The following is a 23659-nucleotide window of genomic DNA, read 5'->3' on the forward strand; positions in this document are numbered from 1 at the left end:
AAATTAATGTTGCTCACTTATTACTTTAGTAATACGCACAAAATCTTGCCAAGGCAATTGTTCAGGGCGTTTATCAAATATAGAGTCTTGTTTTAAATTCTCATCTATAAGCAGTGATTTTAGGCTATTGCGAAGGGTTTTTCGCCGTTGATTGAAAGCCGTTTTCACTACGGTAAAGAATAATCTTTCATCACAATCTAAATGGAAGTCAGCTTTGCGTACTAATCGTATTACACCACTCTTTACTTTGGGCGGAGGATTAAAAACACTCTCAGAAACTGTGAATAAATAGCTCGTTTCATAAAAAGCCTGTACTAAAACTGATAAGATACCATACGTTTTACTGCCTTCGCGCTCGCATATACGTTCAGCTACTTCTTTTTGAAACATTCCACTAAACTCAGGAACATATTCTCGCAATTCAAGCAATTTAAAAACAATTTGAGTAGAAATATTGTATGGGAAATTACCAATAATAGCGAAGGGCTCCCCTATATAATCATCTATATTGTATTTCAAGAAATCATCGGCAATGATTTTTCCTTTGAGTTCGGGATAATGAGTTTCTAAATAAGCTACTGATTCCTTATCAATTTCAACGATGTGTACATCAACATCTTTTTTGAGTAAAAATTGAGTGAGTACCCCCATTCCTGCGCCTATTTCTATCACTTTATTATAACCTTTTAGTGATAGTGTATCAGCTATTTTTTGAGCGATGTTTAAATCCTTTAAGAAATGTTGCCCTAAATGTTTTTTTGCTTTTACTAATTCCATAAATCTAACTTCTTACTTTTCGGAGTAACAAAATAGCTAAGGTAAGGAAAATAAGGTTAGGTAAGACGACAGCCATTAGAGGAGAGAGTCCTCCTGAGGTTTGGGCAAGGGTTCCAAATACACGGTCGAAGAATACAAAACTAAATCCTACAACAACTCCTACCATTAGGTTGATTCCCATTCCTCCGCGTTTTTTTACTGATGAAACAGCTACACCGATAAGTGTAAGAATAAAGGCTGTACTTATAGCACCCCAACGACGATATTTTACTAATAGATACATATTTAAATTGGGAGAACCTTTCATCTTTTCGCGTTCAATGAACTTATTCAGTTCAAACAAGTTCTTGTTTTCTGCTGTATATTCCATCGGCATTAGGTCATCGGGTTTGAAATTGAATATAGTGTCTAACTGGTCACGTTTCACTAATATATCATCACCTTCACCTATTTTTCTTTTGGAATAATTGGTAAGTCTGTAAGTTTTTGTACTATCTATCCACTGAATTGTTTCGGCATTTATTTTTTCCTTCATCTTAATACCATCAAAATGTTCTACTGAAAAGTTATATCCTTTTTGTTCTTGGTAATTAAATGAACTTACATATAAATAATCATTATCAGAAAACTGATTGTAGAGGTCTGAAACACTTTCCACCTTTGAAGAGCGTATGTACTTATTCCAAAAGTCGTTATATACAGTACTAGCAGCTGGTACAATAAACATTCCCATAAAGAACACTATCACAGAAATGATGCTCGCACCCACGATATATGGACGCAAAAAGCGCATATACGATACACCTGAGCTCTGGATAGCAATAATTTCTGTATTATTAGCTAACTTTGATGTAAACCAAATGATAGAGAGAAATAATAAGATAGGGAATAAAATATTGGCAAAATAAACAATAAAACTGAGGTAATACCACAATATTTCGTTCATTGGTGCTTTTCTTTGTATCATCTTATCTACTTTTTCAGATAGATCTACAATAATTCCAATAGGAATAAAGAGGACTATCATCATAAAGAAAGTAAGAAGGTAGCGTTTTAAGATGTACCAGTCGAGTATTTTCATTTTTTTATTTTTTATAAACGATTTGACATATCGGTAACCATTTTGGTTTTCCACTGAAGGAAAGTACCCGCTATAATTTGTCGGCGAGCTTCTCTCACGAGCCATAAATAGAAACCAAGATTATGAATAGAAGCAATTTGTTTGCCAAGAAATTCATTGGCAGCAAATAAATGGCGCAAATAGGCTTTTGTGTAATAGGTATCTACATAAGTATGACCATCAGGGTCTATAGGAGAGAAATCATCTTCCCATTTTTTGTTTTTAATATTGATAATTCCTTTTGCCGTAAAGAGCATTCCGTTGCGAGCATTACGCGTAGGCATTACACAATCCATCATATCCACTCCCAAAGCAATATTTTCCAATATATTAATGGGGGTTCCCACTCCCATAAGGTATCGAGGTTTGTCTTTGGGGAGAATATCACATACAAGTTCAGTCATTTCATACATTTGTTCTACCGGTTCGCCTACTGATAGTCCTCCAATAGCGTTTCCATCAGCATTTTTGCTTGCAATATATTCGGCAGACTGTGTACGAAGGTCTTTGTAGACTGACCCTTGTACTATCGGGAATAAACTTTGATGATAACCGTATTTAGGAGGTACTTTTTCGAGGTGAGCAATGCATCTATCAAGCCACCTATGTGTGAGATGCATTGAACGTTTTGCATAACTGTATTCACAAGGGTAAGGTGTACATTCATCAAAAGCCATCATAATATCAGCACCTATACTGCGTTCTATTTCCATTACACTTTCAGGTGAAAAGAAGTGAAAAGAGCCATCAATATGACTTTTAAATTTCACACCTTCTTCTTTTATCTTTCGGTTGGCAGCCAATGAATATACTTGATAACCACCGCTATCGGTAAGTATGTTTCTATCCCAATTAATAAACTTATGTAAGCCTCCTGCTTTTTCTAAAATGGAGGTTTGAGGTCGTAAATAGAGGTGATAGGTGTTCCCCAAGATGATATCGGCATTAATATCGTTTTTCAGTTCGCGTTGGTGTACTCCTTTCACGCTTCCCACCGTTCCCACGGGCATAAAAATGGGGGTTTCAATCACGCCGTGGCTGGTAGTAATCTTTCCAGCACGTGCTTTAGTATGTTCATCTGTTTTTAGTAATTCAAATTCCATAGTTGAAATATTTTCGGGCGCAAAGGTAGGGAAGAATTTGCAAATTAACAAATTAGCAGAATTAGCAAATTAGTTAGTATATTATCTTTTAGAATAATTGAGTGATGGCGTAAATAGCCAAACCGACTAAACCACCTACCAAAGTCCCATTGATACGGATAAATTGGAGGTCTTTACCTACTTCTAATTCAAGTTTTTCGCTCAATTCACGTCCTTCCCAATTCTCTACCGTATGACTGATGAGTTTTCCGACTTCCTCTTTGTTTTTTAGCACAAATTGATAGGCAGTTTTCTGTGCCCAAATGTCTATTTGGTGTTGTAAAACAGTGTTGTGTTGCAGTTCATCAGTAAGTTGTTCAACTCCTTTTTGCAAGAGTTTTGTAAGTTGTAATTCTCCTTCAGGGGCATTGAGTTTTTCAGCAAATTCATATAATTGTGCTGTGATTTCAGCCCTGATAGGGTGAGTTTTATCTTGTGAAGTTTTTAAAGCTAATAAGTAAAGTCCATTGGCAACTTTTTTAGCAACTTTGTTTTTTACAAATGAAGGAGTAAGAGAAGAAAACTGTTCTTTGATTTCTTGATGTATGAGTTCCTCATTTTCAAAGAGATATGTGGCTATTTTTTCAAAAAATTGTTGGAGAAATTCTTGGTGTTTATTCTCATCTAAAAAGGAAATCAGAGCTTCACTTACTTTTTTATTGAGAGGAATGTCCTTTACAAAAGATTTAATCTTAGTTAGTGTACTTTCTTTTGAAAGTTGTTCTATTATAAAGGTAGAGATTTTAATATTGGTAATATAAGGACGTATTTGTTTAGGTTTCAAAAAGTTTTCCACTACAAAATCACCTAAGTTTTCACCTATATCATTTTTTCGTTCCTCAATGAGGTTAGTATGAGGAATGTTTAATCCTAAAGGCTTGTGAAAGAGAGCTGTAACTGCAAACCAATCGGCAAGTGCTCCTACCATAGCAGCTTCAGAAAAAGCCTTTATATAACCTATAAAAGTGAGTTCAGGAGCTTTTTTATGAGCTATCAACATTACTATATAAATGACGAGCATCAAAACAAAGAGTCCTGTAGCTATATTCTTGTGGTGTTGTAGTTTTCTTTTTTTATTCTCCATTTATTACTTGTTATCTGATAAAAAAGGCTGCTCAATGGATGAACAGCCTTTTTTGATTTTTATTTGTTGTAAACGCTTTCTTTTTTGAAGTGTTTAGCCAACAGATAATACACAACTGCACGGTACTTGCTTTTGTTAGATTTGCCGTATTTTTCGAGTACAACATCAATAGCCTTGTCTAACTCAGGACCATCTTTTAAGCCTAATTTTTTGATTAGGAAGTTTTGTTTTACACGGTCTAATTCAGTTTGGTCAGAGCCAGATACTTTAGAAGCATCATTGTTGTAAATACAAGGTCCTAAACCTACCGTTACTTTTGTTAAGAACTCTACATCTGGGTTCTTTTCACCACATTTTTCTTTTAAATCTTGGGTGTACACAGCGATTAAATCATCACGTTTACTCATAATTTTTTATATTTAAAATTATTAATGCGGTAAAAGTAGTTATTTTTTTATAAACTCAAAATATTTTAACAAAACTTTATCATTTATTTTTCGTGGTGTATGTACTTCTAATAGCTTTGGTACGTCGGATTTTTCGTAAAATTCACCTATTTTTCTCTGTAAATCAGTAAGATTAGTAGCTGACTGATAATTTATGTTGTACATTTTACAAAAATGCTCAGCTGTGAGTTTGTGAGGTGTCTCAAAAAAATATTCAAAGTTAGAATCGGTTTTATCACCTGGTAGTATTCTAAAGATACCTCCTCCTTGATTGTTAAGGAGAATCACTCTGAAGTTTTGTGGAATATATTTGTTCCAAAGAGCATTACTATCGTAGAAAAAACTTAAATCACCCGTGATAAAAACGGTAGGCGATGCACTCCCAACAGCAGCCCCAATAGCTGTGCTCATACTACCATCAATACCACTTGTACCACGGTTGCAAAACACTTTCCAAGAAGGGTGTGCTTTTATCAATTGAGCATATCTGATAGCTGAACTATTGCTTATCTGCACAATATAATCATTAGGGATGTTCTTAAATACTTCAGAATACACTTTTAAATCGGAGAAAGGGGTTTGATTGATATACTCTAAATGAGTTTGTTGTATCTCGTTTTTCACCTTTAACCACTGTTGTTGATAGTTAGAAGATACACTCATTAATTTAGGGGTAACCTCTTTCAGAAAAGTATTGATACCTGCTTTAAAATGAGCAGTTAAACAGAAATATGAATTATAATCTTTGTGTAAATCTACATTATAGTGATAGGCAGGTTGATAAGAACGCAAGAACTGTTTTATCTTTTTGGAAACTACCAGACCACCAAAAGTAAGTAACAGATCAGGGCGTAAGGCTTCTTTTAGAGTAGGGTCTTTTTCGGTATAAGTTAGCAATTTATCGATATAAGGAATAAAATGCGAATGGTGCAAGTTCGATGTAGTTTCAGTGAGTACCACTACGGAGGGGTCTTTGGCAAGCCATTCAATATATTGAGATTCTACACTATTGGGTGTTAATACCCCTACTAATACCATTTTTTTAGCCGAAGAGTTCCAATGTTTCACGAAATTAGTAGCTTTATCCTCATTAACAATAGGATTTTTGATTTCTGCAACGATGTTCTCAAAAGGATACTGTTCTTCGGTAGTGAGGTATAAGGGTTCTTCAAAAGGCACGTTGATATGCACTGGTAATTGCTCCTCTATAGCTGTATTCAACGCTCTGTTTAGTTCATAAAAGTTGCTTTTATCACTATGCGTTTCATCTGATAGATTGGCATTGTAGGCACTGTGGTTTGCTAGTACATTCACCTGACGTATGGTTTGTCCGTCGCCTATATCTATTTTACTTGATGGGCGGTCGGCAGAGATAACTACCAAAGGGATATTACTGTAAAAAGCCTCTGAAAAAGCAGGGTAGTAATTGAGTAAAGCAGAGCCTGAAGTACATACTACAGCCACAGGCTCACGCCGTTGTTGAGCAATACCTAAGGCAAAGAAAGCGGCGCAACGCTCATCTACAATACTATAACAGTTAAAATAAGGATCATTGGCAAAACCAATGGTTAGAGGGGCATTACGCGACCCTGGAGAGATGACAATGTGTTTTATTTGTTTGGCTTTACAGGCTTCTATTACGTGTTGAGCTAGTTTAATTTGTGGTCTTTTCATCTATTCAGTGAGCTTGTTTTTATGCTGATAATACTCATATAGGGCTACTTGAGAGCGCAAGGCAGGAGTGGTGTGAGGACGATAAGTATTGTCTTGCGCTTTGTTGATGATACGCGCCTTTACATTATCAGCCCAACTTATTTCAAAGGTATCTATCAACTCTTGCTGTATGGTTTTATCGTAAATAGGGCAACCTACTTCTACTCTGAAAGAAATGTTGCGCGTCATCCAGTCGGCTGAGGAGATGTATACTTTAGGGGTACCTCCATTGCCAAAGATAAACAAACGTGGGTGTTCTAAGAACTTATCGACGATACTGATTACCTCAATATTCTCACTCATTCCTTCAATACCAGGTACTAAGCAACAAATGCCGCGTACAATCATTTGTATTTTTACTCCTGCACGGCTGGCTTCATATAGTTTATCAATCATCTTGTAGCTGGTGATATTGTTCATCTTTAGCTTGATATACGCCTCTTTACCCGCTTTAGCATTCTTGATTTCCTCGTCTATCAGATGTTTAAGTTGCTTTTTTGTATAGTGAGGAGAGACTATTAGATGCTTGAATTTTTGCACATTATAGTTGGTATCAAAGAAGTTGAACACTTTGTTTACCTCTTTGAGAATCTCTTGATTTGCAGTAAACAGTGTGTAATCAGTATAGATTTTAGCTGTACTTTCGTTGAAGTTACCCGTACTGATAAAACCATAACGTTTTAGTTCTTTACCTTCTTTGCGTTCAATTACGCATATTTTACTATGCACTTTGAGTCCGCGTACGCCAAAAATGAGCTTTACACCTTCTGCTTTTAGTTGTTCAGCATATCGTATATTTGATTCCTCATCAAAGCGTGCTTGTAACTCTATCTGTACAGTTACTTGTTTGCCGTTTTTCACCGCATTGATGAGTGAATTGACAACTTGCGAGTTTTTTGCCAAACGATAAATGGTTATTTTTACCGACTTCACTTTGGGGTCAAGAGCAGCTTCTCTCAAAAACCATATAATGTTAGAAAAAGTATGGTAAGGAGTATATTGCAAATAGTCCTTTTCAGCAATTTTTTTTAATAAACTCTCATCGGAAGTAAGTCCTTGTACAGGTAGAGATTGTATGGGAGGATAGGTTAAATCCTTACGACCTAAGCTGGGAAAGCTCATAAAATCACGGCGGTTGTGGTAACGTCCTCCAGGTATTACACTATCCGTTTTTACAATTCCCATTTTCTCGAATAAGAATTGCAAGGTATCCTTATCAATCATTTTGTCGTATACAAAACGCACAGGTTCCCCTTTGCGCCGATCTTCCACACTGGTAGATATTTTTTCGATAAAACTTTTGCTCAAATCATCATCAATGTCCAATTCGGCATCACGGGTGATTTTTATCATATTAGCTGTAAGCGATTCGTAATTGAAGATGTTGAATATTTTATGTAAACAGAAACGAATTACATCATCCAGCATAATGATATAGTGTTTGTCACCTATCTGAGGTAGCTCTATAAAGCGGTCGAGGGTAGTAGGTAACTCAATCAGAGCATATTGTATTTTTTCTTTGTAAACACGTGATGAAAAGAACTTTTCTATACCTGATGCTTTTTCGTCCTCTTCCTTTAGTGTCATTTTAACAGCTAAATACGCTACGTCATCTTTCAGTTGAGGAAACATTTCCAAATCGTTGAGGATAATAGTAAAGAGAGCAGGGCGCACTTTATTATAGAAATATGTATTTACAAAAGCTTCGTGCTCGGGTAACAAGGTCTTTTCATCTACTATAAAAATCTGTTCTTTCTCCAATTCTTTGGTGATAGAGGCAATGATTTTCAAACTTTGATCTTGTAGAAGAATTACCTCTTTAGTAATTTCTTCTAAAAGTTCTTTAGCGTGTACTCCCAATTCTTTGTCGGAAGTTTCATTCATTGCAACGCGTTTCACTGTAGCGTAACGCACTTTGAAAAACTCATCTAAGTTGTTAGAAAAAATACCCGCGAAGCGCAAGCGTTCCAATAGAGGCACGCGTTCATCGGCTGCCTCCTGAAGTACGCGTGCATTGAATTTGAGCCAACTCAATTCGCGGTTGATATATTGATTTTCTGTTTTCATTTTATTTCATTTTAAGCCATTTCCACAGTTCTTTATAAGTAGGTTTTTTACCATACATCAAGATACCAATGCGGTATATTTTGGCTGCCAATTTGATGATTCCGAAGAAAGAAAGATACAGAATAACAAGAGAGATTGCTACTTCCCACCACGCTACCCCAAACGGTATGCGCATTAACATTACTATGGGTGAAGTGAAGGGAATGTACGAAAATACTACTGAAATGGTGCCGTGAGGCTCTTCGATTACAGAGAACATTCCTACATAGAAGCCTAATATTAAAGGGATTAATATCGGCATCATAAACTGCTGAGTATCGGTTTCGTTATCAACCATTGCGCCAATCATTGCATAAAGTGAACTATATAGCAAGTAGCCTCCTATGAAAAACAAGAGGAAGACTACGAAGGTTTCGGCAAAAGGGAAATGATATAAAGAATTTACTATATTATTGATATCCGATAAGTTACCTGCTCCTTGTACTGCTTGTGTAGAAGTATTTACATCAAAAAAAGAAGGAGCTAATGCTAACAATATCCCTCCTATAACAACCCATATTACAAATTGAGTGATGCCCGCTAACGAAGTACCTAAAATCTTTCCTAACATCAGTTCAAAAGGTTTGACAGATGAGATGATAATTTCTATAATTCGATTGGTTTTTTCCTCTATTACGCTGCGCATAATCATATTGCCATAGATGATGATAAACATAAAAATTAGATAACCAGCAATTCCTCCAATGCTTATTTTCATCAGGCTATCGAACTCAGAGCTCTTTTCCCCCGTGAAATTCTGTAACTCGATATCAATATGAGCTTTAGCTGCGTCTATTTCCTTTTTATCAATTCCTTTTTGAGTGAGATTATGTTGGAAAAGAGTGCGTTCTATTGCAGCTGTCATCTCATTAGTAAGTGATAAGGAGGGGGATTCTTCACTATAGAAAGCAATATTTTGGTCACCTTTAGTGGGAATGTATAACAATCCATATTGACCTTTTTCTAATACATTAGCTTTGGCATCTTTGAGTGAAATATTATTGAGATATTGAAACTGGGTTGTCTCGGTATTCTCAAAAGTATTAGCATAGAGTCCGCTTTCATCTACAATCACAATATCCTTAGCCTTGCTCTTTCGGTTCATATCACTTAAAAAGCCAATGATAAAAGCAAACAAAACGAATATAAGTGGACTTACGAACGTCATTATCACAAATGACCTATTACGTATTTTATTTAAGTATTCTCTTTGAATAATAATTCCTAAATGTTTCATAATATGAGCCTCACGGGCAGTTTTTAGTTTGACAATTTATTAATGGTTGAGATAAAAATCTCATCAACGGTAGGGATAGCCTCTACAAAATGAGTTACCTCGGCACGGGTTGTTAGGTATTGCAACAAATCGTTAGCGGTTTGTCCCTCTTTTTGCTTGATATGCAGTTTTAATTCATCGTACAATGTTTTGAAATGCGCTTCACTTAGTTCAAAATGCATTTTCAGTTCGTTTAAGAGAGCAGGTTTCTGGTCTTCAGGCAATTTTAAACCTACTTCGTAAGAATTGTTTTTATAAGCGCGTTTGATATCAATAAGTTTACCGTCTAATATTTTACGTGATTTATTGATGAGTGCAATATGGTCACACAGTTCCTCTACCGATTCCATTCGGTGAGTAGAGAAGATAATGGTAGCGCCTTGGTCGCGCAAGTAGAGAATTTCATCCTTGATAACATTCGCATTGATGGGGTCGAAACCACTAAAAGGTTCATCGAATATCAATAGTTTAGGGTTATGAAGTACGGTTACTAAAAACTGTATTTTTTGAGCCATACCTTTGGAGAGCTCTTGTACTTTTTTGTTCCACCAATCGCCGATATCAAGGCGGTTAAACCAAAATTTAAGTCGTTCGTTAGCTTCAGCTTTACTCAAGCCTTTTAATTGTGCTAAATATAAAGCTTGTTCACCTACTTTCATCGATTTGTACAAACCCCGTTCTTCAGGCAAATAGCCTATTTGAGCTGTATGCTTGGGTTGCAAAGGTTCACCGTCAAAAAAAACTTGTCCTGCATCGGGCAGTACAATTTGGTTGATGATACGTATAAGAGAAGTTTTCCCTGCCCCATTAGGACCGAGCAAGCCAAAGATGCTGCCTTTAGGGATGTGTAGCGACACATTGTTGAGTGCGGTGTAGTCGCCATATTGTTTACTGATATTTTCTATTCTAAGCATTTTGATAAACGGTTCGTGATAAAATGATTAATGATTAGTTTTCAGAGGGCAAAGATAAAATAATTCAAAAAGAAAAGCAAGTATAGGTAATAAAAAAAGTCGTCACTTCCCAGCAACGACTTTTCCTCATTAAAACAAAAAATTATGAAAAAAACTAAATTACTTCTATTTTTCCATCTTGTCTTTCAACTCTTGTAATACTTCAAGGTCTCCAAGGGTTGATTTTTCAACAGTAGATGAATTGGTGCTTACAGCAGCTTCTTTAGCTATTTTTTCTTCTTCTTCTTTGAAGATAGCAGTATGAGAAGCTACCACACGTTTAAATTCTTTGTTGAACTCAATTACTTTGAACTCAGCAGTGTCTCCTTTACCTAATTTTTTTCCGTCTTCTTTTTCTAAGTGACGTGAAGGAACAAATGCTAAGATATCGTCGTTGAAAGGAACAGTAGCACCTTTGTCTACCATTTTAGAAATGGTTCCTGTGTGTACAGTACCTACGGCAAATTCAGCTTCGTATTTGTCCCAAGGGTTGGGAGTAGTTTGTTTGTGTCCTAATGACAATTTGTGACCTTCAGCATCCAATTCGAGTACTACTACTTCAATCTTATCACCAGAGTTTACGAATTCTGATGGGTGTTTGATTTTCTTAGTCCAAGAAAGGTCGGTGATGTGGATAAGACCATCGATACCTTCTTCGAGTTCTACGAATACACCAAAGTTAGTGAAGTTACGAACAGTACCTGTATGTTTAGAACCTACTGGATATTTTTCAGTGATGTTGATCCAAGGGTCTGGGGTAAGTTGTTTGATACCCAAAGACATTTTGCGCTCGTTGCGATCAAGAGTTAAGATAACAGCCTCTACTTCGTCACCAAGTTTTACGAAATCTTGAGCAGAACGCAAGTGAGTACTCCAAGACATTTCAGAAACGTGGATAAGACCTTCAACGCCATCAGCGATTTCTACAAAAGCACCATAATCGGCAATAACAACAACTTTACCTTTTACTTTATCACCCACTTTAAGATCGTCGGCTAAAGCATCCCAAGGATGTTTGCTAAGCTGTTTCAAGCCTAATTGGATACGAGATTTGTTGTCGTCGAAATCGAGGATAACTACGTTCAATTTTTGATCTACAGAAACCACTTCGCTTGGGTGGTTGATACGAGCCCAAGAAAGGTCGGTGATGTGAATCAATCCATCTACGCCACCAAGGTCTACAAATACGCCATAAGAAGTGATGTTTTTCACAACACCTTCGAGTACTTGACCTTTTTCGAGTTGGCTGATGATTTCTTTCTTTTGTTCTTCGATATCTGCTTCGATGAGCGCTTTGTGAGAAACCACTACGTTTTTGAACTCGTGATTTACTTTCACAATCTTGAATTCCATTGTTTTGTTTACGAATTGCTCGTAATCACGGATAGGTTTCACATCGATTTGTGAACCAGGGAGGAATGCTTCGATGCCAAATACATCTACAATCATACCACCTTTGGTACGGCTTTTTACGAAACCGTTTACGATTTCGCCGTTTTCGTGTGCTAAATTGATTCTATCCCAAGCCTTAAGCGTACGTGCTTTGCGGTGAGAAAGTACTAACTGACCGTTTTTGTCCTCGCGGATATCAATAAGTACTTCTACTTTGTCACCTACTTTGAGGTTAGGGTTGTAGCGGAACTCGTTGAGAGAGATAACACCTTCAGATTTAGCGTTGATGTCGATAATTGCCTCTCTGTCGGTAATACGAGTTACAACACCTTCTACTACTTCATTGTCTTGAGTGTCAACGAAATTGTTTTTAACCAATTCTTCGAAGTTTTTTAATTGGTCTTCTTGTACGCTGTCAATACCTTCTTGGTATTTTTCCCAGTTAAAGTTTTGTAAAAATTCTTCTGGATTTTGAGTGTTTTCAGCCATTTGCTGATGATAAAATTTGTATTTCCTGATAGCAATTAGAGTATTATATAAAAGGGATTGCTATAGGAAAGAGTTAAACTTAATAAATAAAATAAATACTCTATTTTCCCTAAAATTTTGGCAAATGTAGTGATAATCTTCTGAATAGCCAAAAGTTTTTGTAAAAATATTTCTATGTAGAAAAATATATAGCTGAAAATCAGTGTTTTTTTATTCTAATGAGGTGTGCGTATTTTTTCCAGCTTTCGTTATTACGATATAAACTTATATCACTTGTAGTTACATAGATAGCTTGTAGTTTTTCGTCATTGTATGAAAAATTACCTTCCAAGCGTGGAGGTATTTCACTTTCAATATTAATAGTTTCAATGCAATTTCTTCCAAAGAGAAATTCACCTATAAAATTTACTTGGCTTGGGAAGCTAAGATGTTGTAATTTTTCGCAATCTTCAAAGGCAGCTTTTTGTATGGTAGTGAGTTGCCCTGTGAAGATTATATTACTGAGTTTATTACAATTGTAGAAGGCATCTCGACCTATAGTTGTAACATTTCTAAGATCAGGATCAGCTTGCATATCTATAGCGGTAACTTGAGTATCTAACCACTTCAGTAAAATTTTTCCATCCTCGCTGAGTAGGTATTTTTTATCAATATTTTCAGTCCTTATAATTGGATTTTTTTGTTTTAGAGAAACTGTTATAGTAGTTAGGAGATCAGAAGAGTTACGAAATAAAATATCTGTAATTCGATACTTAGGATCTTTTCCGTATTTATTGGCACCTATGGTTCCTTCTATGAATAACAAAAAAAATGGATTGTATAAAGGTATCAAAGTAAACCATCCACTTTTATCCATATCATGACTACGTTTAGCTGCTTGAGCAAAGAAAAAAAAGAAAAAAGGGATACAGAAGATATAGCCATTTAAGTCCATTAATCCTACTAAACAGATATGTGCTATGTAGCAAATAATAAAAGAGATTCCAAATTCAGTACGCCTAATACGTCCATCGAAAGAAAAAGGTTTTTTAAACATAGGTTACAAATTACGAATTACTATATGAAAAATAAAAACTTTGTCGGGGTCATTAGACTCTGACAAAGTTAGTGATTGTTATTTTTTATCTGCTGAAGGCGGATATTTCTCCAATATCTTACTTACAAAATTTTTGATAGCTTCTTCCTTCTTATCCATCGATTGTGGCAAATACCCCGTGCCTTTTCCTTGCCATACCAATTCACGCTTCTTCGCATCTATAATCTCAATGTAAAGAGTGCCCTCTGTATTTCGGCTTACATTATAAGTAGCTCCTCCCCAAAAAGGACCCCAACCCATTCCCCAGCCCCAGTAATACGGACTGTTGTCATACACATCTACATTCTCCCGATCTCGAGTGAATATGTTTACTAAAAAATCAGGGGTTTCAGAAAGTGTTAGCCCTTTAGCAGTAAGATTTTGCTCTATAGCTCGCAAAATACGTTTCTTATCCAAGTAGGATATTTGTACTTTATCAATACCTTCCTTAAAAAAAGCAAAAGATTTCATCGCCGAAAAATCGGCTTGACGATCATAATCAGTAGCTACATAAATGCTCGCACAAGAACTAAGGCCCAAAGCTACTGCTAACATTAGTAGAATAGTTATCTTTTTCATTTTGTTGTGATTTAGTGTTTCTTTCTTAACAGCAAAATCTATACCGAAATGAGACTACCTTAAAAAGTGATGTTGTAGGAGCGATTTATAAATCCCCTCTACAACATCATTAAAAGCATCTGATTATCAGTATACCGCAATCATACTTTAAAAAAAACTTTTTAAACTACCCATATTTTAAGGTAATCTTTCGTATAAACAGCAGTGGTGTAAGTTTTTGTACACTTCATCGTCAGCACGTTCTTTACCAGCGTCGTGTCCTACTTTGGCAATAGCTTTCTGCACATCGCTTTCGCTACATTTGCGTTCGTCAAAAATAAGAGTCATATTGCCACTCTTGATATTCCAATTAGCACTCTTTACGCCCTTTACGCTATAAGCCGCTTTTTCTATACGCGCCTTACACTGTTCACAGTTGCCTCCTACAGCAAACTCTACTTTTTTACTTTTGTTAGGTGCTTGTTGTGCACTTGCGATAGTGAGTCCAAAAAAACTCAAAGCTATCCATAATAAAATACGTGTTTTCATTTTATAATAATTTAAATCTTAATCCTGCATAATACATCTGTCCAAAGGCAGGAGCGTACTGCATTGTACTATCAAAATATGCGCCAAAAGGATTGTTGGCTGCCAAAATACCATTCTCTTGTTTATAATTGGTGATGTTTTCACCTCCTATATATACCTCAAATGTCTTAGAAAATACTTTGGTGATTTGAGCATTGAGTGTAGCAAATGATGGCGTATAATCGTCTAACCTATAGGCTATAGGGTTCGTAGCGGTTGTAGGCAAGCGTTGTTCTCCTAACCAGTTGAAGGTTACATCAAACTTCCATTGAGAATTCTTGTTCTCGTGGCGCTCAGGAGTCTCGTAAGCTACATTGGCAAACCAGCGATGCTTTGGGGTAAGGGTCTTCTCCATTTGTCCTTTAGTAAACTGCGTTTGCACATCATAATACTTATAGGCAGCCTTGAAGTCCAACCCTTTGGCAGGAGTAATACTAAATTCCGCTTGTAGAGAGTTCGCAAAACTATTCCCATTGAGGTTGTAAAACAAGGCTTGTTGGGGTGAGTTATCCAAATCTACTACTACTTGATTATCAAAATCTGTGCGGTAGAAATCTACTGAAAACTCTGCACTTTTACCGAATACTTTAAACGCTTGCAAAAAGCTCACTCCGTAGTTCCAAGCAATTTCGGGATTCAAACCATAGAGCTTGCCTCCATCACCTCCTATAATGGCAAGCTGACGTGCAGATGCCAAGAGTTGTTGGTTCTCTGCTATCACATTAGCAGCGCGTTTGCCTCGCCCTGCCGATACTCTGAAAGTCGCTTGTTTCCAAGGATTATAACGCAAGTGTAAACGTGGCGTAATGAAGTTTCCTAAATGATTATGACTATCAGCGCGTACTCCTGCCACAAAACTGAAGTTACTCAAATTGTCGTAAGTGTATTCAAAGAAAGCACCTATGGAGCGATCTACACGTGAGAAATCTCCCGCAAGAGCCGAAGTAGTGAGCACCTCATTATAATCGTCATAAGTTCCATTGAGTCCTGTGGCAAATTTGTGTTTGGTATCGGTGATGATAGAATTGTATATCAAATTACCATACCAACTCTTTTGCTGTATATCATAGCGGTTCAACCCAAAATAAGAATCTTGACGATGCGACTGAAAAGAGTTCTGCAACCCTATACTCTTATAAGGTGTGTCAGGAAATACATACCCTATTTTATTAGATGCACTAAAGCGCTCGGAGTTTACTTCACTGCCCCATGCATTGGTAGTTCCTTTGTCCGTTAGCCGATTAAAACGCAACTCTCCTGCTTGGCGCTCATCTTTCATATAGTGGAGATTCAAAAAACCTACCCACCCTTTTTCTGCATTCGCATACTGCCAACGATTCAACAAGTTGATTTGATTACCTATGGGGTTATCTATAAAACCATCGTGATTGTGGTCGGCTTTCTGCTGGCGTACATTGCCATGTGCAAAAAGAGTAGTCGCCCACTTATCAGATAATTTTTGATTGGTATGAGCATTGAGTTCATAACGATTATCTTCTGAAGCATACAAGTTTAAGAAGAAAGGACGACTACTGATAGGCTTTTCTATCTCATAGTTGATTTGCCCCGAAATACTCTCATACCCATTAATCACACTCCCTGCTCCTTTGGTTATCTGGATGCTCTCAATCCACGTACCTGGTACAAATGAGAGTCCGTAGGCTTGCGAAGCGCCCCGCATTGTAGGGATATTCTCTTCTGCCATTAGTATGTACGGACTGGTTAACCCCAGCATCTTTATCTGTTTGTTACCCGTAACAGCATCCGAGAAGTTCACATCAATTGATGGGTTAGTAGAAAAACTCTCCGATAGGTTGCAACAAGCTGCTTTCAGTAATTCCCCACTACTCATTGTGTGCACATCAGCTACTTGCCATTGCGATTTCATCGTGTTAGCACGCTTCTGGCTTACTACCACCTCTTCCAAAGTCGCTTCTGGTTCCAATTGAATATGTAAAGACGCATTACCGCTTACTTTTACAGTTTTCTTTTTATAACCAATATAGCTTACTGCCAAAGTATTAGAAGCATCTGTGCGTTTCAGCGTGAAAGCTCCTTCATTATCAGTAGATACACCTATTTCAGTACCCTCCCAATACACATCTGCCCCTATAAGAGGTGCGTTGTTTTCGTCTACCACTTTCCCTTTGCTAAAATGTTGAGCAAAGACAGACAAGGGCAACAACAGCCCTATTAAAAAGATATATTTTTTGTACATTATTGTCTTGTTTTATTCAGTTTAGAAATTAGAATTTAAGGATTGGAAAACAGAGGTATATTTCTTACCTCTTATCTCTTACCTGAATAAAACACCCTCTGGCAGTATAATTCATAAAGAGGTGGCGCATTCAACTGCGTAAAGAAATCTCTCGTGATGGCTTTCTTTACAGTCTGAGGAATACTTACCACTTCCAAAGTAGGAAAAACCAAAGAACTTACTACAAAAGATTGTAGTTGCAGTTCCAACGCTTTTACTACTGAAGTACTATCAGAAATAGAAGATGATATAGCTGTATTGTCACAGCATTTTTTATGTGAAGATTCTGTTTTACTCTCATCACTATCGTCGTCCTCAGAAGCACAACAAGAGTCCATATCAGCACAATCACTTACTTCTTCATCTACAGAAGAAGTGATATATTCTAAAGAAACTGACGATAAGTGGTCTTGACAATAATGAAAAGAAATAGCCCATCCTGAATTAGAGAACAAGATGAGTGTAGATAATAATATGTTGATAAATTTTCTTTTCATAGTTTGAAAACATTAGCAGCAAAAACTATACCATTATATAGTTTTATATAAAAACTTTGCCAAAGATCGTAGTGCAATAGCAATAGAGAACTTTGGCAAAGTGTATTCGTTTTTTAGTTGTTAAATCTATAGGCTAACGTTTATTTTGTTGAGCTTTGCGTTGCGCTTCAGCTTGTTCCATCATCTCACGCATTTTAGCTTGGAATTTACTTTCTTTTTTAGGTTTTTTCTTGTTTTCTTGTATTTGAGCGTGAATCTTCTTCTCGTCTATAATCCAATACTTGATAGCTAACATAATACCTATAGTCAATAAGTTAGATATAAAATAGTACAAACTGAGTCCGCTGGCGTAGTTGTTGAAGAAGAACAACATCATTATAGGAGATAGATAGATGAGGAACTTCATATTAGGCACACCAGGTTGTTGAGGCTGTACAGTTTGAGCCATAGTCATCAATGAATAAATTAATATAGCGATAGAAGCTAACAAAGGGAATAAACTCACATGACTACCATAGAAAGGTATAGAGAAAGGGAGTTCGAAAATAGCGTCGTAAGATGACAAATCATGAGCCCATAAGAAACTTTTTTGCCTCAATCCAAATTCGGTAGGGAAGAAGTTGAAGAGCGCTAAGAACACAGGCAATTGTAAGAGGGCTGGGATACAACCACTGAGTGGATTTACTCCTGCTTTGCTATACAGAGCCATAGTTTCTTGTTGGCGTTTCATAGGCTCATCATATTTTTTGTTGATTTCGTCAATTTCAGGACGTAATACCTTCATTTTAGCTTGAGAAACATACGATTTATAAACGATAGGCGATAGCAATATACGTACGATAAAGGTCATCAAGATAATTACCAATCCTACAGAAAAATAATCAGCAAGGAAATTGTAAAGAGGAATGAATAGCCATTTGTTCAACCAACCAAAGATACCCCAACCTAATGGAATGAGTTCAGTAAGTTCGTATTTATCGTTATATTGTTTGAGAACGTTGTAATCACTGGGTCCGAAATAGAAGTGTAATGATTCACTCAATTCTCCACTTTTAGCTTGTATAGGTAAAGAAGTAAGGAAGTTTTTAGTGTATTTTACTTCTTTTCCTTCATTCATAGCAATATTGTGAGAAATGAAATTTCCTTTCTCAAACGGATTGTCGGAGATAAGAACTGAAGTAAACAAGTGTTGTTTATAAGCTACCCAACTAACTTTTTCTTCTTTTTGTTCGTCGTTACCAGCTTGGCTCATACGATTGATACGGTCACCTTCATATTGTATAGCAGCTTGAGTGTAACGGTTTTCATAGGTTACACTTTTCTCCATACGGCGAGCTTGCAATTTCCAATCGATGTTCATAGGTTTAGAAGTGTTTACAGCTCCAGCTAAACCTTGAGAACGCACTACTAAGTCGAGCATATATCCCTCTTTAGGCAAGGTGTATACATATTCTAAATAAGTATTTTCGGAAGTTTTAAGCTTCATAGAAAGCACTTGGCTACCATTGTTTTCACTTAGGGTAGGCTCAAAATACAAATCTTTGGTGTTTAATTTTTTGTCCTGAGCAGTAGTAAAGTTAAGACTAAAAGTAGCATTCCAATCTTTTACTAAATAAACAGGCAAAGAATCATAGGTTTTGAATTCTTTGAGTAACACTTCTTTAAGCTGTCCACCGCGGTTACTGATAGTGAGTTTAAGGTCTTTATTTTCTAATACAGTTACCTCATTTTTAGCTGAAGGTAAGGTAGTTGAATAGGCAAAGTTTCCTAAATCAGTAGGTTGAACAGTAGAAGTATTATTTTGAGTATTGGCAGCAGTTTTATTAGCTTGTTGTTCTTGTTGAGCTTTGCGCTTGGCTAATTCTTCTTGAGAAGGTTTATTATTGTTCATAAACCACATTAAGAGTACAAAGATTAAGGCAAAACCTATAATACTCTTTACATCGAATTTTCTTTCGTCCATATAATTGTTTTTATCTGTTGTTTAGTTCTTTTTAAGTTTATTGTTCAAAGCGGCTTTTACAAAAGCTACAAATAGTGGGTGTGGGTTGGCAACAGTACTTTTATATTCAGGGTGGTATTGTACCCCTACAAACCAAGGATGATTAGGTAATTCTACTACCTCCACTAAACCTGTGTCGGGATTGATACCAGAGCATTGTAAGCCAGCTTTCTCAAGTTGTTCTTTGTAGTTGTTATTAAATTCATAGCGGTGACGATGGCGTTCAGAAATATCTTTTTTACCATAGGCTTCGTATATTTTGCTACCTTTGGTGAGTTCACAATCCCAAGCACCCAAGCGCATAGTACCACCTTTGTGAGTAATTTCTTTTTGACTTTCCATCAAACTAATCACGGGGTAAGGTGTTTGTTCATTCATTTCGGTAGAGTTAGCGTCTTTAAGTCCTGCTACGTGACGTGCAAATTCAATAACTGCCATTTGCATTCCAAGACAAATACCTAAGAAAGGAATGTTATGCTTGCGTACATACTCAATAGCTTTTATTTTACCTTCAATACCACGACCGCCAAAACCGGGAGCGACGAGTACAGCATCTAAATGACCTAATTTAGCTTCAATATTCTCTTCGTTGAGATGTTCGGAATGAATACTCTCTACATCTACACGCACTTCGTTAGCAGCTCCAGCGTGTATAAAAGCTTCTAAAATAGATTTATAAGCATCTTGCAATTCTACATATTTACCTACTAAACCTATTTTCACGCGGTGTTTAGGGTTCTTGTAACGTTGCAAAAAAGTGTTCCATTGGGTGAGGTCGGGGTCGTTTTTACAAGGGAGGTCTAACTTCTTGAGTGCCACTTTATCCAATCCTTCTAAGAGCATTACATTAGGTACATCATAGATTGTAGGTACATCAATAGATTGGATTACAGCCTCACGTTTTACATTACAGAAGAGCGCTAACTTATAACGAAGGTCATCGGAGAGTTCGTGCTCAGTACGACAAACTAATATATCGGCTTGGATTCCACTTTCCATCAAGGTTTTTACACTGTGTTGCGTAGGTTTAGTTTTGAGTTCACCTGCAGCAGCGAGGTAAGGTACTAAAGTGAGATGTATCACGATACCATTATGCTCTCCTAAATCCCATAAAAGTTGACGTACAGACTCTATATAAGGCAAAGATTCTATATCACCCACTGTGCCTCCAATTTCTGTAATCACAATATCATACTCACCCGTTTTGCCAAGTATCTGGATACGTTCTTTAATTTCGTTGGTAATGTGAGGAATTACTTGTACTGTTTTGCCTAAGAACTCACCACGGCGTTCTTTTTCAATTACACTTTGGTAAATGCGTCCAGTAGTTACATTGTTTGCTTGAGAGGTGTGTACGTTTAGGAACCGTTCGTAATGACCTAAGTCGAGGTCAGTTTCGGCTCCGTCTTCAGTTACAAAACACTCGCCGTGTTCATAAGGGTTAAGAGTACCAGGGTCAACATTAATATAAGGGTCGAACTTTTGTATGGTTACCCTATAGCCACGAGCTTGCAAGAGTTTGGCAAGTGAAGCTGCAATGATGCCTTTTCCCAAAGAAGAGGTTACCCCTCCTGTCACAAATATATATTTGGTATTTGCCATTTCTATTTAATTTGCGCGCAAAGGTACGAATTAATTAACAATTAACAAGTAACAATGGACAAAAATTAGGGATTAGGAGATAGGGATAGAGAATTGAATAATTCATAATTTGTTAAATAATGTTAATTGATGATTGTCAGTTATTAATTATTTATTATCTTTGCCCTCAAATAAATTTTTATGAAGAAATTAATTTTAATCACATTACTTTTAATGATCTCTTCTTGTAAAACGAACCCTTTTACAGGGAAGAGTACCCTTAACTTTATGCCTAATAGCAAAGTTTTTCCAATGGCATTTAGTCAATATTCTACCTTTTTAAATTCAAATAAGGTGTTGAAAGGAACTAATGATGCTGCTATGGTAAAGCGAGTGGGCGAACGTATAGCCAAAGCAGCCAAATTATGGCTTGACACCAATGGTTATCAAGGTTATTTAGATGATTATCGCTGGGAGTACAACTTAGTAGATAGTCCTGAAGTAAACGCTTGGTGTATGCCAGGGGGCAAGATTGTAGTTTATACAGGGATTTTACCTGTAACAAAAACCGAAGCAGGTTTAGCTGTGGTTATGGGACACGAGGTTGCACACGCTTTAGCTGATCACGGTGCACAACGTATGAGTGCAAGTACCTTGCAGCAGATAGGAGCTATAGCAGGTTCTATAGCTTTACAAAGCAGCAAATATGCCGCTTATACTGACCAGTTTATGCTGGCTTATGGCTTAGGTTCTAATTTAGGAGTGATGTTGCCTTTCAGCCGTTCTAATGAAACAGAGGCTGATGCTATAGGTATTCAAATTATGGCAATTGCGGGCTATGATCCTTCTGAAGCTCCTGAGTTATGGAAACGTATGGCAGCATTAAAAGGAGGTAAATCAACTAGTTCGTTACTTAGTACACACCCTTCTGATGATTCACGGATTAAAAATCTTACAGCCCTAGTACCTAAAGCAAGAGCAGAAGCGGCTAAATTTGGTGTTACTAATTTTCAATAATTAGTAAATTTATTAATTGTTCCCATTCCTCCAAAGGCAGACAATCTACAAAATCGACAAAAAATAAAGAAATATGCAACAAATTTACGACAAAATTAACGAGACGGCTCGCATCATACAGTCGTACATTACAGAACACACTCCGGAGTTTGCTATTATTTTAGGGTCTGGACTTCATAAATTAGAAGATGAAGTGGAAGTTATTTCGGAAATTAAATACAACAATATTCCTAATTTTCCTAAATCGACTGTAGCCGGACACAAAGGCAAACTTATCTATGGTAAAATAGAAAACCGTTATGTACTGATGATGGCAGGGCGTGTGCACTACTATGAAGGCTATACAATGCAAGAGGTAACTTTTCCGATACGTGTGTTTGCACAATTAGGAATTAAACGTCTCATCGTTTCTAATGCTTCGGGAGGAGTGAATCCTAATTTTTCTATAGGAGATGTAATGGTGATTCGCGATCATATCAATATGTTTCCAGAACACCCTTTGCGAGGTAAGAACTTAGACCAGTTTGGGGTGCGTTTTCCCGATATGAGCAAACCCTATAATCACGCTATGATAGCTGAATTAGAAAAAATAGCTAAAGAGCACAATATCAAACTTCAAAAAGGTGTGTATGTAGGGTTGCAAGGACCTTCGTTTGAAACGCCAGCCGAATATGGTATGGTGCGTATTTTAGGAGGTGATGCCGTAGGGATGAGTACTGTACCTGAAGTGATTGTAGCACGTCATCAAAATATGGAGGTGTGTGCCCTTTCAGTTATCACGGATTTAGGAGGTCCAGAAATTTCACCAGATGTATCACACGAAGAAGTACTCAATGCAGCTAATATAGCAATGCCTAATGTAATTCTTTTAGTGAAAAATCTCATTAAAAACTACAGATAGTCTTTAGCTTTTTAGTCGTTAGTCGTTAGTAATGAGATACTAACGACTAACGATTCATTATTAGTGACTAATTACTCATCTTCTCTTCAATCAGTTTTAATACCTTTTCAGGACAGCGCACTGGTCTAAAAGTTTTTGCATCTACAAATACTAATATAGTGTTAGCTGTGGAAAGTAACTCTCCTCTTTCATTAAGAATCTCATAATCAAACTCAATTTTTGTAGAGGGTAATTCTTTTAGTTTGGTGCGAATTGTAATCAACTCATCATATAGGGCTGGTTTTTTATATTGAATTTGCAAAGAAACCACAGGCATCATAACACCTTCTTCTTCCATTGCTTTATAGGTAAAACCAATAGAGCGCAACCACTCTACTCTTCCTAATTCGAGGTATTGAGGATAATTACCATAGTACACCACCCCCATTTGGTCGGTTTCTGCATAGCGTGTGCGCAGTACATAATCAAAATATAATTCTTTCATAATTAGATAGATATAAACATTAACAAAAGATTAACATCGTTCCCTTATAAAATAAATTCAGAAAAACAAATGTTAAATATTTTTTTTATTCAAAAATTATTCACAATTTTGCTGACTGAAAAAAGAACAGTTTTATCACCGGCAAAATTAGTAAAAAAATCTAATAATCAAATTTTTAGCTAAAAAGTAGCACCCTAAAAA

General features: G+C 36.6%; 20 protein-coding genes. 2 read left to right on the forward strand and 18 right to left on the reverse strand.

What is annotated here, in order from left to right; all coding sequences use genetic code 11:
- Positions 1 to 3 precede the first annotated feature (3 nt).
- The 17 genes from rsmA to pyrG all read right to left on the reverse strand — a co-directional run bounded on the left by rsmA (position 4) and on the right by pyrG (position 21077).
- Positions 4 to 777, reverse strand: a complete 774-nt coding sequence (gene rsmA / locus CGC57_RS12720) for a 16S rRNA (adenine(1518)-N(6)/adenine(1519)-N(6))-dimethyltransferase RsmA (protein WP_095899414.1) — start codon at positions 775 to 777, stop codon at positions 4 to 6.
- 4 nt (positions 778 to 781) lie between these two features.
- Positions 782 to 1858: an LptF/LptG family permease gene (locus tag CGC57_RS12725; protein ID WP_095899523.1), complete on the reverse strand. Its 1077-nt coding sequence runs from the start codon at positions 1856 to 1858 to the stop codon at positions 782 to 784.
- 11 nt (positions 1859 to 1869) lie between these two features.
- Complete coding sequence (tgt, locus tag CGC57_RS12730; protein ID WP_095899415.1) at positions 1870 to 3000, reverse strand: tRNA guanosine(34) transglycosylase Tgt; 1131 nt, start codon at positions 2998 to 3000, stop codon at positions 1870 to 1872.
- Between the two features lie 88 nt (positions 3001 to 3088).
- Positions 3089 to 4123, reverse strand: a complete 1035-nt coding sequence (locus tag CGC57_RS12735) for a DUF445 domain-containing protein (protein ID WP_095899416.1) — start codon at positions 4121 to 4123, stop codon at positions 3089 to 3091.
- Between the two features lie 59 nt (positions 4124 to 4182).
- Positions 4183 to 4530 (reverse strand): DUF2853 family protein, encoded by a 348-nt coding sequence (locus CGC57_RS12740; RefSeq protein WP_095899417.1) that lies wholly within the window; start codon positions 4528 to 4530, stop codon positions 4183 to 4185.
- 39 nt (positions 4531 to 4569) lie between these two features.
- Entirely contained in the window at positions 4570 to 6243 is a 1674-nt protein-coding gene (gene menD, locus CGC57_RS12745; protein ID WP_095899418.1) for a 2-succinyl-5-enolpyruvyl-6-hydroxy-3-cyclohexene-1-carboxylic-acid synthase, read from the reverse strand.
- The gene (gene ppk1, locus CGC57_RS12750; RefSeq protein WP_095899419.1) at positions 6244 to 8349 is read right to left on the reverse strand and encodes a polyphosphate kinase 1; all 2106 of its coding nucleotides are present in this window, start codon (positions 8347 to 8349) and stop codon (positions 6244 to 6246) included.
- Position 8350: 1 nt separating this feature from the next.
- Positions 8351 to 9625 (reverse strand): ABC transporter permease, encoded by a 1275-nt coding sequence (locus CGC57_RS12755; protein ID WP_095899420.1) that lies wholly within the window; start codon positions 9623 to 9625, stop codon positions 8351 to 8353.
- 23 nt (positions 9626 to 9648) lie between these two features.
- Complete coding sequence (locus tag CGC57_RS12760; protein WP_095899421.1) at positions 9649 to 10578, reverse strand: ABC transporter ATP-binding protein; 930 nt, start codon at positions 10576 to 10578, stop codon at positions 9649 to 9651.
- 165 nt (positions 10579 to 10743) lie between these two features.
- Positions 10744 to 12498 (reverse strand): 30S ribosomal protein S1, encoded by a 1755-nt coding sequence (rpsA, locus tag CGC57_RS12765; protein ID WP_002678834.1) that lies wholly within the window; start codon positions 12496 to 12498, stop codon positions 10744 to 10746.
- Between the two features lie 199 nt (positions 12499 to 12697).
- Positions 12698 to 13534, reverse strand: coding sequence for a leucine-rich repeat protein (locus CGC57_RS12770; RefSeq protein WP_095899422.1), 837 nt, complete (start codon positions 13532 to 13534; stop codon positions 12698 to 12700).
- A gap of 78 nt (positions 13535 to 13612) precedes the next feature.
- The gene (locus CGC57_RS12775; RefSeq protein WP_095899423.1) at positions 13613 to 14152 is read right to left on the reverse strand and encodes a DUF4136 domain-containing protein; all 540 of its coding nucleotides are present in this window, start codon (positions 14150 to 14152) and stop codon (positions 13613 to 13615) included.
- A 177-nt stretch (positions 14153 to 14329) separates the two neighbouring features.
- The gene (locus CGC57_RS12780) at positions 14330 to 14680 is read right to left on the reverse strand and encodes a heavy-metal-associated domain-containing protein (RefSeq protein ID WP_002678700.1); all 351 of its coding nucleotides are present in this window, start codon (positions 14678 to 14680) and stop codon (positions 14330 to 14332) included.
- Between the two features lies 1 nt (position 14681).
- Positions 14682 to 16937, reverse strand: coding sequence for a TonB-dependent receptor (locus CGC57_RS12785; protein WP_095899424.1), 2256 nt, complete (start codon positions 16935 to 16937; stop codon positions 14682 to 14684).
- A gap of 71 nt (positions 16938 to 17008) precedes the next feature.
- Positions 17009 to 17473 (reverse strand): HYC_CC_PP family protein, encoded by a 465-nt coding sequence (locus CGC57_RS12790; protein ID WP_095899425.1) that lies wholly within the window; start codon positions 17471 to 17473, stop codon positions 17009 to 17011.
- 133 nt (positions 17474 to 17606) lie between these two features.
- Complete coding sequence (yidC, locus tag CGC57_RS12795) at positions 17607 to 19436, reverse strand: membrane protein insertase YidC (RefSeq protein WP_095899426.1); 1830 nt, start codon at positions 19434 to 19436, stop codon at positions 17607 to 17609.
- A gap of 21 nt (positions 19437 to 19457) precedes the next feature.
- Complete coding sequence (gene pyrG / locus CGC57_RS12800; RefSeq protein ID WP_095899427.1) at positions 19458 to 21077, reverse strand: CTP synthase; 1620 nt, start codon at positions 21075 to 21077, stop codon at positions 19458 to 19460.
- 180 nt (positions 21078 to 21257) lie between these two features.
- On the opposite strand from pyrG, the gene CGC57_RS12805 reads away from it, so the two are divergent.
- Positions 21258 to 22073, forward strand: coding sequence for a M48 family metallopeptidase (locus CGC57_RS12805; RefSeq protein ID WP_095899428.1), 816 nt, complete (start codon positions 21258 to 21260; stop codon positions 22071 to 22073).
- Positions 22074 to 22146: 73 nt separating this feature from the next.
- Positions 22147 to 22974, forward strand: coding sequence for a purine-nucleoside phosphorylase (locus CGC57_RS12810; RefSeq protein WP_002678823.1), 828 nt, complete (start codon positions 22147 to 22149; stop codon positions 22972 to 22974).
- Between the two features lie 67 nt (positions 22975 to 23041).
- Here CGC57_RS12810 and CGC57_RS12815 read toward each other — a convergent pair whose 3' ends face one another.
- Complete coding sequence (locus tag CGC57_RS12815; RefSeq protein WP_088594151.1) at positions 23042 to 23458, reverse strand: acyl-CoA thioesterase; 417 nt, start codon at positions 23456 to 23458, stop codon at positions 23042 to 23044.
- Positions 23459 to 23659: the final 201 nt, after the last annotated feature.

The sequence above is a fragment of the Capnocytophaga sputigena genome (assembly GCF_002302495.1).
GTDB lineage: Bacteria > Bacteroidota > Bacteroidia > Flavobacteriales > Flavobacteriaceae > Capnocytophaga > Capnocytophaga sputigena.

What these genes read in the sequence shown, in the direction of transcription:
- rsmA (WP_095899414.1), bottom strand. Translation starts at nt 777, where the DNA reads ATGGAATTAGTAAAAGCAAAAAAACATTTAGGGCAACATTTCTTAAAG.
- CGC57_RS12725 (WP_095899523.1), bottom strand. Translation starts at nt 1,858, where the DNA reads ATGAAAATACTCGACTGGTACATCTTAAAACGCTACCTTCTTACTTTC.
- tgt (WP_095899415.1), bottom strand. Translation starts at nt 3,000, where the DNA reads ATGGAATTTGAATTACTAAAAACAGATGAACATACTAAAGCACGTGCT.
- CGC57_RS12735 (WP_095899416.1), bottom strand. Translation starts at nt 4,123, where the DNA reads ATGGAGAATAAAAAAAGAAAACTACAACACCACAAGAATATAGCTACA.
- CGC57_RS12740 (WP_095899417.1), bottom strand. Translation starts at nt 4,530, where the DNA reads ATGAGTAAACGTGATGATTTAATCGCTGTGTACACCCAAGATTTAAAA.
- menD (WP_095899418.1), bottom strand. Translation starts at nt 6,243, where the DNA reads ATGAAAAGACCACAAATTAAACTAGCTCAACACGTAATAGAAGCCTGT.
- ppk1 (WP_095899419.1), bottom strand. Translation starts at nt 8,349, where the DNA reads ATGAAAACAGAAAATCAATATATCAACCGCGAATTGAGTTGGCTCAAA.
- CGC57_RS12755 (WP_095899420.1), bottom strand. Translation starts at nt 9,625, where the DNA reads ATGAAACATTTAGGAATTATTATTCAAAGAGAATACTTAAATAAAATA.
- CGC57_RS12760 (WP_095899421.1), bottom strand. Translation starts at nt 10,578, where the DNA reads ATGCTTAGAATAGAAAATATCAGTAAACAATATGGCGACTACACCGCA.
- rpsA (WP_002678834.1), bottom strand. Translation starts at nt 12,498, where the DNA reads ATGGCTGAAAACACTCAAAATCCAGAAGAATTTTTACAAAACTTTAAC.
- CGC57_RS12770 (WP_095899422.1), bottom strand. Translation starts at nt 13,534, where the DNA reads ATGTTTAAAAAACCTTTTTCTTTCGATGGACGTATTAGGCGTACTGAA.
- CGC57_RS12775 (WP_095899423.1), bottom strand. Translation starts at nt 14,152, where the DNA reads ATGAAAAAGATAACTATTCTACTAATGTTAGCAGTAGCTTTGGGCCTT.
- CGC57_RS12780 (WP_002678700.1), bottom strand. Translation starts at nt 14,680, where the DNA reads ATGAAAACACGTATTTTATTATGGATAGCTTTGAGTTTTTTTGGACTC.
- CGC57_RS12785 (WP_095899424.1), bottom strand. Translation starts at nt 16,937, where the DNA reads ATGTACAAAAAATATATCTTTTTAATAGGGCTGTTGTTGCCCTTGTCT.
- CGC57_RS12790 (WP_095899425.1), bottom strand. Translation starts at nt 17,473, where the DNA reads ATGAAAAGAAAATTTATCAACATATTATTATCTACACTCATCTTGTTC.
- yidC (WP_095899426.1), bottom strand. Translation starts at nt 19,436, where the DNA reads ATGGACGAAAGAAAATTCGATGTAAAGAGTATTATAGGTTTTGCCTTA.
- pyrG (WP_095899427.1), bottom strand. Translation starts at nt 21,077, where the DNA reads ATGGCAAATACCAAATATATATTTGTGACAGGAGGGGTAACCTCTTCT.
- CGC57_RS12805 (WP_095899428.1), top strand. Translation starts at nt 21,258, where the DNA reads ATGAAGAAATTAATTTTAATCACATTACTTTTAATGATCTCTTCTTGT.
- CGC57_RS12810 (WP_002678823.1), top strand. Translation starts at nt 22,147, where the DNA reads ATGCAACAAATTTACGACAAAATTAACGAGACGGCTCGCATCATACAG.
- CGC57_RS12815 (WP_088594151.1), bottom strand. Translation starts at nt 23,458, where the DNA reads ATGAAAGAATTATATTTTGATTATGTACTGCGCACACGCTATGCAGAA.